The sequence below is a fragment of the Citrobacter europaeus genome (genome assembly GCF_037482245.1).
Lineage (GTDB): Bacteria > Pseudomonadota > Gammaproteobacteria > Enterobacterales > Enterobacteriaceae > Citrobacter > Citrobacter europaeus.
Window position 1 is genome coordinate 776,252 of record NZ_CP148084.1, and the last position, 15,641, is coordinate 791,892.

General features: G+C 48.6%; 13 protein-coding genes. All 13 read left to right on the forward strand.

The annotated features are described in order from the left end of the window. The first annotated feature begins 240 nt into the window (after window positions 1-240). The 13 genes from tssB to WHR59_RS03735 all read left to right on the forward strand — a co-directional run bounded on the left by tssB (window position 241) and on the right by WHR59_RS03735 (window position 15,633). A complete protein-coding gene (gene tssB, locus WHR59_RS03675) occupies window positions 241-738 on the forward strand; it encodes a type VI secretion system contractile sheath small subunit (RefSeq protein ID WP_043017609.1) in 498 nt (165 codons plus the stop codon). A 65-nt stretch (window positions 739-803) separates the two neighbouring features. After that, window positions 804-2,333, forward strand: coding sequence for a type VI secretion system contractile sheath large subunit (tssC, locus tag WHR59_RS03680; protein ID WP_338843586.1), 1,530 nt, complete (start codon window positions 804-806; stop codon window positions 2,331-2,333). A 23-nt stretch (window positions 2,334-2,356) separates the two neighbouring features. After that, complete coding sequence (tssK, locus tag WHR59_RS03685) at window positions 2,357-3,694, forward strand: type VI secretion system baseplate subunit TssK (protein WP_338843587.1); 1,338 nt, start codon at window positions 2,357-2,359, stop codon at window positions 3,692-3,694. A 1-nt stretch (window position 3,695) separates the two neighbouring features. Further along, the gene (gene tssL, locus WHR59_RS03690) at window positions 3,696-4,337 is read left to right on the forward strand and encodes a type VI secretion system protein TssL, short form (RefSeq protein WP_080626100.1); all 642 of its coding nucleotides are present in this window, start codon (window positions 3,696-3,698) and stop codon (window positions 4,335-4,337) included. A 3-nt stretch (window positions 4,338-4,340) separates the two neighbouring features. After that, the gene (locus WHR59_RS03695; protein WP_200008398.1) at window positions 4,341-6,005 is read left to right on the forward strand and encodes an OmpA family protein; all 1,665 of its coding nucleotides are present in this window, start codon (window positions 4,341-4,343) and stop codon (window positions 6,003-6,005) included. Window positions 6,006-6,021: 16 nt separating this feature from the next. Next, complete coding sequence (tssD, locus tag WHR59_RS03700; RefSeq protein WP_003024437.1) at window positions 6,022-6,513, forward strand: type VI secretion system tube protein TssD; 492 nt, start codon at window positions 6,022-6,024, stop codon at window positions 6,511-6,513. A 161-nt stretch (window positions 6,514-6,674) separates the two neighbouring features. Further along, window positions 6,675-9,299 carry a type VI secretion system ATPase TssH gene (tssH, locus tag WHR59_RS03705; protein WP_338843588.1) on the forward strand — a complete coding sequence of 875 codons (2,625 nt, stop codon included), beginning with the start codon at window positions 6,675-6,677 and terminating at the stop codon, window positions 9,297-9,299. Next, complete coding sequence (locus tag WHR59_RS03710; RefSeq protein ID WP_075145640.1) at window positions 9,292-9,984, forward strand: hypothetical protein; 693 nt, start codon at window positions 9,292-9,294, stop codon at window positions 9,982-9,984. The genes tssH and WHR59_RS03710 overlap by 8 nt, the downstream gene beginning before the upstream one ends. A 6-nt stretch (window positions 9,985-9,990) precedes the next feature. Further along, entirely contained in the window at window positions 9,991-10,392 is a 402-nt protein-coding gene (locus WHR59_RS03715; RefSeq protein WP_125461438.1) for a hypothetical protein, read from the forward strand. Window positions 10,393-10,448: 56 nt separating this feature from the next. Then, a complete protein-coding gene (locus WHR59_RS03720) occupies window positions 10,449-12,980 on the forward strand; it encodes a type VI secretion system tip protein VgrG (protein WP_338843589.1) in 2,532 nt (843 codons plus the stop codon). A gap of 15 nt (window positions 12,981-12,995) precedes the next feature. After that, window positions 12,996-14,111, forward strand: a complete 1,116-nt coding sequence (locus WHR59_RS03725; protein ID WP_338843590.1) for a hypothetical protein — start codon at window positions 12,996-12,998, stop codon at window positions 14,109-14,111. Continuing rightward, window positions 14,108-14,665, forward strand: a complete 558-nt coding sequence (locus WHR59_RS03730) for a hypothetical protein (RefSeq protein WP_338843591.1) — start codon at window positions 14,108-14,110, stop codon at window positions 14,663-14,665. The genes WHR59_RS03725 and WHR59_RS03730 overlap by 4 nt, the downstream gene beginning before the upstream one ends. Before the next feature lie 122 nt (window positions 14,666-14,787). Further along, window positions 14,788-15,633, forward strand: coding sequence for a formylglycine-generating enzyme family protein (locus WHR59_RS03735; RefSeq protein ID WP_338843592.1), 846 nt, complete (start codon window positions 14,788-14,790; stop codon window positions 15,631-15,633). Window positions 15,634-15,641 lie beyond the last annotated feature (8 nt).

Consider the following 15,641-nt stretch of genomic DNA (forward strand, 5'->3'; position numbering starts at 1 on the left):
TTTTATTTTTAAATAAGTAATGCTAATGTATTATTTGGTGTATTAGTGATATTGATCATGTTTTCTCTCGGGGAATATATCGGATTACGTCGGCATACTAATTATAATCATTAATTGTCATTAACATTCATTGTTGACGGCTCACAGAAATGACGTTGTAAGAAACACGTTGAGCGATTGGAAAATGCTCCGTTAGGAAACGCAAAATATCGGCTGGAATCGCCGGTCTGAGAGGGACGTATGGGTGACAGTTTTCAGAATGAAGTGCCGACGGCACGCGTTAATATCAAGTTAGATTTACATACCGGAGGCGTTCAAAAAAAGGTTGAATTGCCGTTAAAACTTTTGACCGTAGGTGATTTCAGTAATGGTAGAGAACAACGACCACTATCTGAACGTGAAAAGGTTGATATTAATAAGAATAATTTCAATGATGTGTTAGCTAAGTTCTCACCAGTGGTTAATCTGAGTGTTAAAAATACGTTGGCTGGTGATGACAGAAAGGACGATATTAACCTTACCTTTAAAAATATCCGCGATTTTGAACCCGAGCAGGTCGCACGAAATATCCCCCAATTACGCGTTCTGTTGGCTATGCGTAACCTACTTCGTGACCTGAAATCAAACTTACTTGATAACGCTGCTTTTCGTCGCGAGCTGGAAATTATCCTTAAAGATCCAGCCCTGAGTCAGGAACTGCGTGATGAACTGGCAACCATGATGCCAGAAGAGATTTAACGCTATACAGGGTTTCCTCCGCTCAATTGGCAGGAATAGTAAAGGATCATAAAAGGAATATGTTGATGTCTGTTCAGGAACATACCTCTTCAGTCGCGACCACCACGACCAGTGAACGCAGCGTTTATCAATCCCTCTTTGACAAAATTAATCTTTCCCCGGTTTCGACATTAAAAAATGTTGATGCTTGGCAGAGTGATGAAGCGCTTTCTGACGCCGCTCCCGCTGAACGCGTGACTGCTGCTATTCAGGTTCTGGTTTCATGTCTGGCGGATGCTGCGCAGCCCGTAGAGCGCCTGGATAAAACGCTGCTCGATGAGCAAATTGCTCGTCTTGATAAGCAGATTAGCGATCAGGTCAATGAAGTTATGCACCATGCTGAATTTCAGAAGCAAGAATCGCTCTGGTGTGGTTTGCATTCGATGATCACCGGCATTGATTTTCGCCGAAATGTCCGTGTAGAAATGATGGATATCAGCAAGGATGCGCTGCGTGATGACTTTGACGATGCGCCGGAGCTTATCCAGAGCGGGTTATACCGCCATGTTTATATTGAAGAATACGATCAGCCTGGCGGCGAACCCATTGCGGCAATGATTTCAGCGTACGAATTTGATAACAGTCCGCAGGATATTGCACTGCTGCGCAATATTTCTGGCGTGTCGGCGGCCTGTCATATGCCGTTCATTGGTTCCGTTGGGCCGAAATTCTTCTTGAAAGAAAATATGGAAGAAGTCGCAGCTATAAAAGATATCAATGATTATTTCGAACGTGCTGAATACATCAAGTGGAAAGCATTTCGTGATAGCGACGATTCACGCTATATCGGGCTAACTATGCCGCGTGTCCTGGGTCGTTTACCGTATGGCCCTGATACCGTGCCGGTACGCAGTTTTAACTATGTTGAAGAAGTTAAGGGTCCGGATCACGAAAAGTATCTATGGACCAGCGCCTCTTTCTCTTTCGCTGTGAATATGGTGAAAAGTTTTATCAAGAATGGCTGGTGCGTCCAGATCCGTGGGCCACAGGCAGGCGGCGCGGTGAAAGATTTGCCTATCCATTTGTACGATCTGGGTACCGGTAATCAGGTGAAGATCCCGTCTGAGGTGATGATTCCGGAAACCCGGGAGTTTGAATTTGCCAACCTCGGTTTTATTCCGCTTTCTTATTATAAGAATCGTGATTACGCCTGTTTCTTCTCTGCTAACTCGGCTCAAAAACCTGCTCAGTTTGATACTCCGGAAGCGACGGCTAACAGTCGGATTAACTCTCGTTTGCCGTATATCTTCTTGCTTTCTCGTATCGCTCATTACCTGAAAATACTGCAGCGAGAAAATATTGGAACGACCAAAGATCGCCGCCTGCTTGAGCTTGAACTTAATAACTGGCTGCGCAGTCTGGTAACCGAAATGACCGATCCTGGCGATGACTTGCAGGCATCACACCCGCTGCGTGATGGGCGTGTCGTGGTGGAGGATATTGAGGATAACCCAGGTTTCTTCCGTGTGCGCCTGTATGCCATTCCGCATTTCCAGGTTGAAGGTATGGACGTCAGCTTGTCGTTAGTTTCACAAATGCCTAAGTCGAAATCTTAACGACGCAGCGCACAGGAGGTGCGATGAAGATCTATCGTCCGTTATGGAGTGAGGGGGCCTTTCTGGCTCCCCAGCAGTTTCAGCAACAGACACGTTGGGATGCCTATGTAGCTGACGTTGTTGCTCACATGTCGCTTTCATCACCGTGGGGCGTCATCAGCGCGGAGTTTGATGAAAGTGCGCTAACGGTTTCTCGTTTGAATCCCGTTAATCTGGTTGTGCGCTTTCCTGACGGTACGTTAGTGGATACAGGTATTTCAGATAACCTGCCTCCGGCGTGTGATTTATCGCATCTTACTGGTTACAGCAGCGTTGATATCGTCCTCGCGTTGCCGCTGCTTTCGGCTAATGGCGGCAATCTTTCATCAGGCAACGGCGTTAGCCGTCCGTGTCGCTGGCAGCAGGAGTGGCTGCCAGTACAGGATCTCGCAGGTCAGGAACGGACTGATATGGCAGTGCTGCGGCATGCTATCACCCTCCGCTATGCCCATGACGATAACAGCGCTTACCTGACTTGCCCGGTAGCTTGCCTTATTCGTAATGCTCAGGGGCAATGGGAGCTGGGACGCGATTTTTTACCCCCATCGCTTTCACTCTCAGCCAGCCCCTCATTAATCAATTCGCTCAGTGATTTGGTGCATCGTATCCAGGCTCGTTGTCGACGCCTGATGGCCTTGCGCCGCAAAAGTAACGAACGAATGGCGGATTTTGCGGTAGCAGATGTTTCGTTGTTTTGGTTGCTGAATGCGCTTAATAGCTCAGAGCCCGTTCTGAAAGAAATGCTGCAAAACCCAGGCCGTCATCCCGAACTTTTGTGGCGTGAGCTAGCGCGGTTAGCGGGCAGTCTGCTGACCTTTTCATTAGAAAATGATGTCAGCGTTGTGCCTCCATACCAGCACGCCAATCTGCAGCAGGTATTCCCACCCCTGTTTGCACTCCTGGTGGAACTGCTGGAGGCCAGCCTGCCATCTCGCGTTGTCGCTATTGAACTGACGCAGGAGAGACAGTTCTGGTATGGCGCATTGTCGGATGCTCGACTGCGTGAAGGCGCTGATTTTTACCTTTCCGTTCGTTCGGATCTTCCTGCGCATGTCCTCCTAACGCAATTTCCACAGCTCTGTAAAGCGGGGAGCCGGGCAGATGTATCTGATGTCGTCAATGTGGCACTTAGCGGTATTCCATTAAAACCGCTGACGCATGTACCTGCAGCCATCCCGTTACGACTGGAAAATCAATACTTTGCTCTTGAGATTAATCATCCAGCAGCCCAGGCCATGCTGGACGCCGGTAATTGCGCTTTCTATGTGCCGGGAACACTGGGAGAGATTCAACTTGAGTTATTCGCTGTATTAAGGGATTGAAATGTATAAGGATATTGATCAGGTATTCTGGCCAACCTGGCTTGCTGTCAGCCAGTTACGCGGCGGATCGGAAGTCGACGATGGGGCGGCTTTCTATCGCCGGGCCTGCCAATGGGTTGATTCTGCGCGTGAGACATTGCGTGACATGGGGTACAGCGAACACAGCGTTGAACACATGCTCTACACGCAATGTGCGTTACTGGATGAAAGCGTGTTGAACCGCAACCGGCAGGATAGCGGTTATATTACCTGGCTTGCGACACCTTTACAGGCCCGCTTTTTCAACACCACCAATGCCGGGGAAGAACTCTGGGAGCGCATCCGTACCGTTCTGCGCGAGCCCGTTCCTGATACCGCCGTATTAACCTGCTTTTATCGCGCAATCACGCTCGGTTTTGTGGGGCGCTATCGCGAGCAAGGTGACGAACGTCGTGAAGATGTTCTTGAAGCGCTGGCGACTCAGGCGATGCCTTTTAAATTAAAGCACGATGCGCCGGTAATTATGCGGGCTTCCGGCTTTTCTGGCGGTAAGCGCCGCTGGTGGCTGGCATGGATTGTCGGCGCGGTGGCGCTGGGTGCTTTGTGGTTAACATTTTCTCATGTCTTACAAGGGCAGATTGCTCAGCTTATTGGGCAGGGTTAAGACATGGCTCAGTTGCGAGGGATCGTTAACTATGTGCTGGCAACCGTCCTGGCTTTGTTGCTTGTCTGGGGATTCAGTCCGTTAAGTGCGGGTGTCCGGGGCGGCCTTACCGTCTTTATTTTACTGTTTTCCATTCCGGGGATCGTTTATGGCTGGCGTCAATATGGTCGGTTGAAGTCTGCTCATTCGGCTCATGAAGTTCCGCTCCCTCCGGAGAGTTTCAGTGGGCCTGTTGTGCTGGTGTGTGGAGATAATGCCCCTTTGTTTGCCGGACGCGGCGATTCTTGCGAGAGTTCGCAGGGCTGGTATTTATCTGTCCAGTCCCCGGAGCATTATATTGCTCTGGTTCGTCAGATAGCTGTGCAGCGTCCGGGGCTTCTTATGCGCGTTTCCGTGATGCTGGCATTGATCCCGGAACGGCATAATGATGAAGACGCGCTTAAGCACATGCTGCTCAGTTGGCGGCGTGTGGTGACCCAGAGTCGGCGTTGGTTATCAGGTATACCGCCGTTTTGGCTGTGCTGTTGGTTGAATTCGCCTCAATGCAATGAGGCTGTACGTTGGTTTATTCGAACGCCCCAGGATGCAGAAGTGCAGTCGGCTACGGGATTAGACGATTTTGTTCCTTTCTCTTCGCAAGAGCGTCCGGCTCGCCATTCTCATCTTACACATGCAGTGTGGTTAGATAATTTACTCGGCTGGCTGAAGAGGGTGCAAGGCGATACGGAGCGCCACGCTCCACCTCTTTTTTCTGCTTTACGGGTGGTATGTTTCACCTCATTAGCGGTCTGCGAAAATAATCTGTGGCAACGGCATATCACTGCGCAAACAACACTTTCCCCTGCGACGTCAGCAGTGTCCGAGCTGCTGCCTTTTCCTGATTTAGCGCTGCCTTTTTTATCTCGCCGTCGGGCGCTGACAGCATTTCAACGTACGGTGGGCGTAAGTGGTCTGCTATGCGGTATTTTTGTCGGACTGGCGATGACGTGCAGCTTTATCAATAACCAACATCTCATCAGGATCACAAACGATCATCTGACGTTATACCGCCATCTTACCGGTAATCCTGTTGAGCCAAAGGTTCAGGCACAGGATCAGCTTCGTCGTGATGCGCAGCGTCTCGATCGCTGGTATCAGCGCGGTGAACCCCTTTCTCTTTCAATGGGATTGTATCAGGGGATGAGATTGATCCCGCCTTTGCTGGCCGCCATCAGCGACTGGCTGCCACCTGAAAAACCAAAAGTGACCTCTCCGCAAACCGTACGCCTGGACAGTATGTCGCTGTTTGATACGGGCAAATGGGCGTTAAAAGCAGGCTCAACAAAAGTACTCATTGGGGCTTTGGTCAATATCAAAGCCAAGCCCGGTTGGCTGATAGTCATCGCCGGACATACCGATGATGTGGGTGACGATAAATCTAATCAGCAGCTCTCTCTCAAACGCGCGGAATCTGTTCGCGACTGGATGCGTGATACCGGTGACGTCGCGGAGAGTTGTTTTGCCGTTCAGGGTTACGGCGAATTACGTCCCTACAAAAACAACGATACGCCGGAGGGTCGGGCTGCCAACCGCCGTGTAGAGATCAGTCTGGTACCGCAGGCTGATGCCTGTCGGGTGCCGGGCATGAAGGAACCGTCACCGCAAAGCGGTGACGCATTAGCGAAGTAAAAATGGAGAAAGAGTTATGGCAATTCCAGTCTACCTTTGGCTGAAAGATGACGGCGGCGCGGATATTAAAGGCTCTGTTGATGTAAAAGATCGTGTGGGCAGTATCGAAGTAGTAGCTCAGGAACATAACCTGTACATCCCTACCGATAACAACACCGGTAAGTTGACCGGGACGCGCATTCATACCCCGTTCCTTTTCACTAAGGAAATCGATGCCTCCAGCCCGTATCTGTACAAGGCTGTAACTACCGGTCAGACCCTGCGCCAGGCCGAGTTTAAATGGTATCGCATCAATGATGCGGGTCAGGAAGTGGAATACTTCAACACCACTCTGCACAACGTGAAAGTGGTGAAAGTAAACCCTGTGATGTACGACATCAAAGATCCCGCTAAAGAGAAGCATAACCACCTGGAACAGATTGAACTGCGCTACGAGAAGATCGTCTGGACGTATAAGGATGGCAACATTATCCATTCTGACGCCTGGAACGAGCGTACCACCGCGTAATGCACTAACGGATGAGGATTTCCTCATCCGTTTTTTTTATGCCCTCTGCTAAGCGTCCGGGGCGGGGTTTAGCAGAGAGTATCAACGTCACTATTACCTTATGGGCATTGGATTACGGCCACGGGCGGTAGCGTGCCTGAATACAGGGAGCCAGGAAGCAAATGGAACACCAGTCAGCAGTGTTATTACGACGTCTCAACCCCTATTGCGCCCAGGCGCTCGAAGCGGCGGCATCGTTATGTCAGACGCGCGCGCATGCAGAAATCACTCCCGAACACTGGTTACTGAAGCTGTTGGAGCAGGGGGAGGGCGATATGACTGTCATTGCTCGTCGTTATGAATGGGATATCGACAATCTCTGGCAATCGCTGCTGACGCATCTGGATGTTCAGCCTCGTTCCGTGAAAAGCCGCCCGCAGTTGTCTGATGCGCTCCTTTCTTTAATGCAACAAGCGTGGCTGTGTGCCGCAACGGATGAAAATTCGCAGATACGTGGTGTGCATCTACTGATGGCCCTGGTGGGAAAGCCTTCGCTACTGAAGTGTGATGGCCTGTGGCCTCTTCTGAGCGCCGGACATACTCAACTGGAACGCCTCCTGCCGCTATTAAATGTCCAGTCGGATGAACGTCCTGAGAGACAGCAAGAAGCCGCTCTGGCACAGGTTTCTCCTGATGATGAACCACGTCCTGGCCTGGCTGAATCGACGTTATCGCCAGCATTACAAGGCGTTCTCGATAAATTTACGCTGGACGTGACCGCGAAAGCGCGTGCCGGCGATATCGACCCGGTATTTGGTCGCGATAATGAAATCCGGCAAATGGTGGATGTGTTGTCCCGTCGGCGAAAAAATAATCCCATTCTGGTCGGGGAACCCGGTGTCGGCAAAACCGCTCTGGTGGAAGGTCTGGCGCTGCGTATTGCTGAAGGTAACGTGCCGGATAGCCTGAAATCAGTAACATTACGCACGTTGGATCTTGGGCTGTTACAAGCAGGTGCCGGGGTGAAAGGTGAGTTTGAGCAGCGGTTAAAAAATATCATTGATGCCGTTCAGCAATCGCCAACGCCTGTTCTGCTCTTTATCGATGAAGCACACACCATTATTGGGGCCGGTAATCAGGCGGGAGGCGCTGACGCAGCTAATCTGCTAAAACCCGCTCTGGCCAGAGGTGAATTACGAACCATCGCGGCGACCACATGGAGTGAATATAAACAGTATTTTGAGCGCGATGCTGCGCTGGAGCGGCGTTTTCAGATGGTTAAAGTGGATGAGCCGGATGATGACACTGCTTGCTTAATGCTGCGTGGTCTGAAATCACGCTATGCAGAACACCATGGCGTTCACATCACCGACGAAGCGGTTAAAACTGCTGTTACGCTCTCTCGCCGCTATCTTACCGGGCGACAATTACCCGACAAAGCCGTCGATCTGCTGGACACCGCAGGTGCAAGAGTGCGGATGAGCCTTGATACTGTTCCGGAACCACTGACGCGTTTGAAGTCGGAGATCACCGCGCTTGAAATTGAAAAGCAGGCGTTGCTTGCAGACCTCGCGGTAGGAAATGGTCAGCATGGTGAAAGGCTGGCCACCATTGAACAGCGTGAAAATCGTCTGCTTATCGAACTGGATGAACGCGAAACCCAGTATGGTCAGGAATTAACGCTCACTGAGCAACTGCTGGCCAGCCGCCGTGATATTTCTCGTCAGGCGGAAACGGTTGAATTGCAACTGCAGCTAAGTATGCTTCAGCAGGGCCATCCTTTGCTGTTTCCGGATGTAGACGCGCGCACCGTTGCTACGGTAATTGCCGACTGGACCGGTGTACCATTGTCATCATTAATGAAGGACTCCCAGGCAGACTTGCTGACGCTTGAAACCCAGATGGGAGAACGCGTTGTTGGCCAGAATTACGCGCTGAATGCGATCGCACAGCGGTTGCGGGCATCAAAAACAGGACTGACGCCGGAAAACGGCCCACAGGGTGTGTTCCTGCTTACTGGACCAAGTGGAACCGGCAAAACGGAGACGGCGCTGGCACTGGCTGACATTCTGTTTGGTGGTGAAAAATCGCTAATCACGATTAATTTGTCTGAATATCAGGAGCCGCACACCGTGAGCCAGCTAAAAGGCTCACCTCCGGGATATGTGGGTTATGGTCAGGGAGGGATCCTGACCGAGGCGGTGCGAAAACGCCCCTATAGCGTGGTACTGTTGGATGAAGTAGAAAAAGCGCATCGCGACGTCATGAATCTGTTTTACCAGGTATTTGACCGTGGTTTCATGCGTGACGGCGAAGGCCGTGAAATTGATTTTCGCAATACCGTTATTTTGATGACCTCCAATCTTGGCGGTGACGCTGTAATGCAGATGCTGGAAGAACAGCCGGAAACCACAGAGTCTGAGTTGCACGAACTGCTGCGACCACTTTTGCGCGATCACTTCCAGCCAGCGCTACTGGCCCGCTTCCAGACGATTATCTACCATCCGCTCTGTGAATCTGCGTTACGTACGATTGTACAAATGAAACTGGATCAGGTTAGCCAGCGATTACTGCGTCACTACGGCATAACCACGACGATATCCGAGAGACTTTTTGATGCCCTGACCGCCGCTTGCCTGCTACCGGATACGGGGGCGAGGAATATCGATAGTCTGCTCAATCAACAAATCTTACCTGTGCTTAGTCAGCAGTTGTTAACGTATCTTTCCCGGCAGCAAAAACCTCAGCAGCTTACTTTGAGTTGGCATGATGAAGAGGGAATGATGCTGGAGTTTAATGATGAGTAAACGTAACGATATTATTGAACCTTCCGAGTGGACATCGGATCGTAAAACAGGGCTTGTTTATAGCGAAATATTGGGATGGATAGATATAGGCCATGCACAGGGAAGTGATATTAAAAACCTACTGATAGATATAAAACGAGGTGAATCAGGCCGTGATGGTTATTATGAAGTCATTTATAGCCAAAAGATGTTTGTATATCATCGCCAGTTTGGTACAGGAAAGTTTGTTAGGTGGCGTATCAAACAAGGTTTATCTGCATGTGAGAAAAACAGCGTTGCGTTAGCCATGATGATGACGACTGCACGCTTGTTTGAAAGTTTGCAATCTAATTTGTGTTTTAGTTGGTATACCGACAGTGGTTTTAGCGGAGAGGACCTTACCTCCGATCTTTTAGGCTTCTATCGGGCAATTCTTCCCTCAGACTACCAGTCAAGACTGAGGCTCGTCAGTAAAGAACAGGCCCTGAGTAGATGGGATTTTTATGGGCCGATAGGCAATTATAAGAATAAAGGATTTTTACCATTACTATTTCCAGAACCCATGGATAACTGTGCTGTGCATAAACCCTATAAGGGAAGCTTACCTTCGTTTATGACATGGGTGCAACCGTGGAGTGACTTCACTTCTGGTCGGATAGAAGTTATCACCGGGGATGGCGGTTATTATTCATTTTTGTCGAGGTGAATGGTAATGAGCTACTATAAAATAATATTGATGACGATTGTTTTGATTTTTTTGTCACCGTTGTTAATACCCTGGCCAGATAAATTAGAATATCGGGAAAGCGATCTTTTTAACTATTATTTCTACACCGATGTTGATATCAAGCAGGCTCCAAGGATATCAAATGATTATTACTTTGAATATATTTCTCCTGATGGGAGTACACGAGAAACAAATCTTATTATTTTTCGCGGTGGTGATGCAGGCATTATTCGTAATTATCTAACAGGTCTTGGCTTTCATCTTTATGATTATAGTAATAATGGAAGGGAAGAGCTTTGGATATCAAATGATAATCGTCAATTTACTTTTTCTATTGTCACTAATGAGAAAACGGATTTGGTTAGTCTGATAAAAACAATGCGTTGAACGCTGCTTTTATTATCTGAAAAATAGCTCTTTATAAAATAACAAGGGTTAAATATATGGGAATGTCTGAATCACTGGGTGGCGGGATTTCATTTATAAATGAAAATACATTAAACCGTTATCAATTGTATATCCCTTCATGCAAATCTGTACTGGATGTTATTAGCTTTAATGGTACAGAGGAAATGAGTTCGTTGTATCGATACGTAGTAAATTTTTCCAGCCATGACAAAGACATTGCAGCAGAGTCGATACTTAGAAAATCAACAACATTGACCATGGGAATGGGGAAGTTAAGTGAGTTAACTGCCCGCAAAATGGTACATGGTATTGTAACATCGTTCCATCGTATCAGTGGTTCAAAAGACCAGGCAACCTATCAGTTAATCATTGAACCTTTTGTCGCGTTGCTGAAAAACCAATTTCGTACACACCGTTTCTTTATTAATATGTCAGTTCCGGAAGTTGTTACTCAAATTTTACAGGAACATGGTTTAAAAGACTGGGAATATAATTTTGATTTGGTAATGGAATATCCAAAAAGAGAGCAAATTAATCAGTATCAGGAGAGTGATCTGGTTTTTATTGAACGCCTGCTCTCTGAAGTTGGGATTTTCTTCTTCTTTAGGCTTCAGCCTGATGCTGGCACTGAGGTGATCTATTTTGCTGACAAACAAAGCGCATGGGAGTTTGGCAAAACATTACCGCTGAATAGTCCCTCCGGAATGAATGACAATGGCATCGACTCAGTCTGGGATATTCAGTTCCAACAGTCTGCGGTGCAGGCATCGGTTACTGCCGGGGATTATAACCATCGCCAGGCTCAGAAAATATTATTTTCTGCACAAACCGATATGACTTACGGTGAAGGTGACGAGGTGACTTACGGGGATGTTTACCACTATCGCCCACGCCATCTTGAAACGGGTGATAAGGTTTCGCCGGCGCCTGAGACAGGGAATTTTTGGGCGCGTCTGGAACATGAGCGTTATCTCTCCTCACAAGCGACAATCTCTGGATTATCAACCGATGTAAGCCTCAGCCCGGCTCAGGTCCTGAATATTACGGAATCGACACCTGTCCCAACGCTTCCTGTCAGCGTGCGTAACAGCTTGCTGGTTACGGCGGTTTCATTCAGCGCAAGCCGAAAGGAAGCGCTACAAGTGGTGTTGATGGCGACCATTTACAGTGAAACGCGCTGTTGGAGACCTCCACTCAAACCGCGACCAGTAATTAGCGGTACGCTAATGGCACGTGTTTCAAGCCCGAAAAAGAATGATGAATATGCTCATTTAAATCAGAGCGGGCTTTATTGGGTTAAGTTTGATGCGGACCGCGATGCTAAACAACAGGGCTACGAAAGTATGCCAGTACGCCTTGCCAAACCCTACGGCGGCGACACTTACGGTATTCACTTCCCGCTGATACAGGGCACAGAAGTGGCGGTGGCGTTCCATGAAGGTGACCCGGACCGACCCTATATCGCGCATGCGCTGCATGACTCCCGGCATCCTGACCACGTGACACAGGCAAACCATACCCGCAACGTCATCCGCACGCCCGCGAACAACAAGCTGCGCATGGAAGACAAACGGGGTGAGGAACACGTCAAGCTCAGTACCGAGTACGGCGGGAAGACGCAGCTTAACCTGGGGCATAACGTGGATGCGGGGCGTGCGCTGCGGGGAGAGGGGGCCGAGCTGCGCACAGACGACTGGGTGGCGGTACGCGGCGGTAAAGGGGTCTTAATTAGTGCTTATAACCAGCCGCAGGCCCAGGGAGAGATGTTGGACATGCGGGCTGCAATTGCTGAGCTGCAAAATGCACTCGAACTGGTTACAGCGTTAGCGAGTAGCGCCAAGGTATCCGGTTCACTTGATGCTGATATTGCTTCACAGCAGGAACTGACGAAAACGCTGGCGCAATTAAAAGGAGCGGGTTTGTTACTGAATGCCCCTGCTGGTATAGGTGTGGCCACACCCAAAAATATACAGCTCACCGCGGGCCATTCTTTAACTGTCACAACGGGAGAAAATGCAGATCTGACGTTGTTTAAACGTCTGACCGTTGCCGCCGGAGAAGCAATTAGTCTGTTTGCCCAAAAAATGGGTATGAAAATTTTTGCTGCCAGAGGAATGATCGATATTCAGGCGCAAACTGATGCGATGCGATTGCAGTCAGATAAAACAATGAATATTAATAGCGTTAATGGCGAAGTTGTTTTAAACGCTCAGCAGGGGATTACGCTCACCAGCACTGGCGGGGCGTATATAAAAATCAAAGATGGACCCATCGAGCTTGGCGCACCGGGGAGTCTTAAGCTAAAAAGTCTTGATATCCAGTGGGGTGGTGTAGGCATCCTTGAAAAAGCGCTTAAGCCGATGAGTGTTTCTGACCCGCAATATAAATACCCTATGAATGGTTCTTTTCAGATCGTTGACAAAGGGGATGGTAAGCCTAAACCTTACATAAAATATCGTATTGAAACTGAAAGTGGTGAAACTATTCGTGGTGTGACTGATGAGAATGGATATACCCAATCTCATTACGGCCTTGAACCTCAGACTATGAAATTGTTCTTTGAATAAAACCAGGTTGGTATCATGAGCGATACATCCACATTACCCGTAGCAGAGAATCAGTTAAGTAAAAAAGAAAATAATACCGTACAGATATCACATGAATCATGTGATATCTATTATTGCACTGAAAGTCAGGAGTTATTATTCTTAACGACGGCAGCAGCGAAAAATATTGATGAGCATACCAGTGAAATAATGACGGCGGTTGATGAATTTCATCAGGCTAACGAGGAATATTCTAAAGCTGTTGAAGAGTTTGGTGTATTAAATTCAAAAATAGAGGAAAGTTCTGCACTTACAGACAAAGAAACTAATATTTCTAATCAAGAAGCTAATTTAACCGGCAAAAGGGATGCTTTACAAAAAGTAATTGGTAAGTTTGAATCCGAAGGTGCTGGTTATGATGATGTGGTTGAGCTCATCCCTATCTCTCGAAAAAATGGTGGCGCTGGCACTAAGAAACGCTATGCTTTTGCAAAAAAAGGATATGTTGATAATTTAGGAGCAGGAGTCAGACATAAAGTAAAGTTTAAACAATCGGATGCGGATAGTATCCTAAAAAGAGAAAATGGTAATATAACAGGAATATCAGTTTCTAAATTAAAAAAGCAGATTAAAGATTTGGAGTTCGAAAATAAAGGTGTAAACCTTTTTGATCCAATCGACAAGAAATTAATAGATGAAACGTTAACGGGCTGGGCAGAAAGCTGGAATAACAGTCTGGTTTCGCATAAAGAAATTGGTCAGTTTATCGATTTTTCAGCGGGTGCGCAGTTCATGCGCTGCACGTCTAATTTGGCGGCTTCTGCGGAATGGGATCCATCAACGGGCGAGTTGGCCATCAAAGGTGAGTTTAAGGCCACGCTTTCTCTGGCTTCTGGCATTGTTGAAACGACATTTTATCTTCCGGATCGCGTCGGCTGGAGCCTGACATTTCAGCCTGAAAATCGAACTGAACCATTAAAAATGGGAATGCTCAGAGTTTATCTGAAAACCTCACTGATTGGCTTTGTGGGGGCCTCTGCCCAGGCAGAAGCGCAATTACAGATTACCACCTATGGCGGTAAGCAAATGATTATGGGTAACAGCGCCGGGCGTCTACCGAGATTTAGCGAACGGCATGTGATAGCCTGGTGAATAGTATTGAGTCCGCCTTTGATAAATCGGAAAGAAGAAATCAGCTGGCAGCAAATATTATTAAGAGCCCTGATTTACTTCTGATGCGTACCCCTGAGGCCAAAGGAATATTACTCTACTTGCTTACCCGCCACAGTACCGCAGATCATTTTGATTTTGATAATCGTGGTGATTATTTTATCGATATTTATCAGGAGCGCAAACAAGCGATTATTGTCGTTTTACAATCCATCCAGACGCAGCGGGAATGGTTCCAGATATTTAGCCGATTTAATGCCAGTGGGAGTGACATGGCAGAGGGTAACTCTGCCTTAAAATATATGGTGGCACAAAATTCAATGAATGCGGTAAGGCGTTTTCTCCAGGAAGGTTTCGATAAAGTCAATGAAATGGATCTTATCTATAAAAGATTAAGAACGACGCCTGCCTGGGGATATGCCCTGACGATGAACAATACCACTGCGTATCGCTTAACGACGGCGGATAACCCTTTTTATCCGCGTATGGGAACATTTTCACCGCTGTCTGGCGCAAATTCTGAGGAATGGTCATGAAAATAAAATATCCGTTATTACTCTTGAGCTTGGCAGTCAGCGCGATGGCTGGCTGCGATCAAAACCCCACCTCAGTCCCCCCCCGGCACAGTGCGGAAGACCAGGTCCGGCTGCAGGAATTTGTGGCGCAGATAAAGTCAGAGCAGGTATTTGTGGAAGGCGGTGAATACCTGATGGGGGATTTTGGCGAGGAATATGGTGTGGAAAGGCTGCAGTACGACGGGCGTAAAGACAGCAAGCCTTTGCACCGGGTGGAGTTAAGCAGCTATTCGCTGAGTAAGTTCAAAGCCAGCAACCAGCAGTACCAGTTTTATCTGGCCTGGAATGGCCTGAAGGGCCGGGAGGTTAAGGGGCGTTTAAACGGGAGGGACTGGAATGACAGGAAACGGATCCCGGATACGCCAGCCCGCGTGGACTGGCACGAAGCGGAGCGGTACTGCGCGTGGCTGGGGGAGGTGACGGGCCTGCCGTTCTCGCTGCCGACGGAAGCGCAGTGGGAATACGCGGCGCGTAGCCGGGGTAAATATGTGGTGGCGCCCACCGACGATGGCACGATACGTATAGAAAATCGCAGGGGCATTAATATTGCCACTGAGCTGGATGCTGAAGAGTATGCCAAAAAGGCAGGCCTGACCCTCAAGTGGCTATCCCCACTTCCCCGGGATTTCCGTCCCCCTAATCCATTGGGAATTTACGACATGGCCGGAAACGGCTGGGAATGGATGAAGGACTGGTATGACCCGGAATACTACAGCCATTCGCCGGTAAAAGACCCGCAGGGCCCGGAGAAGCCGGTATTCAAAGACCGGGACGGGTACTACACGCGGGTGCTGCGCAGCCAGGACTTCTCGGGACCGGGGCTCGGGCTGACGATGGTGCGCTATAAGGCGGACCCGGACAGTAGGCGTTACTCTCCTGACGACAAAGCTGTTCGCTGTGCCGTTAACCAGCCGAGTCCGGTGAAATGAGGGCTGTG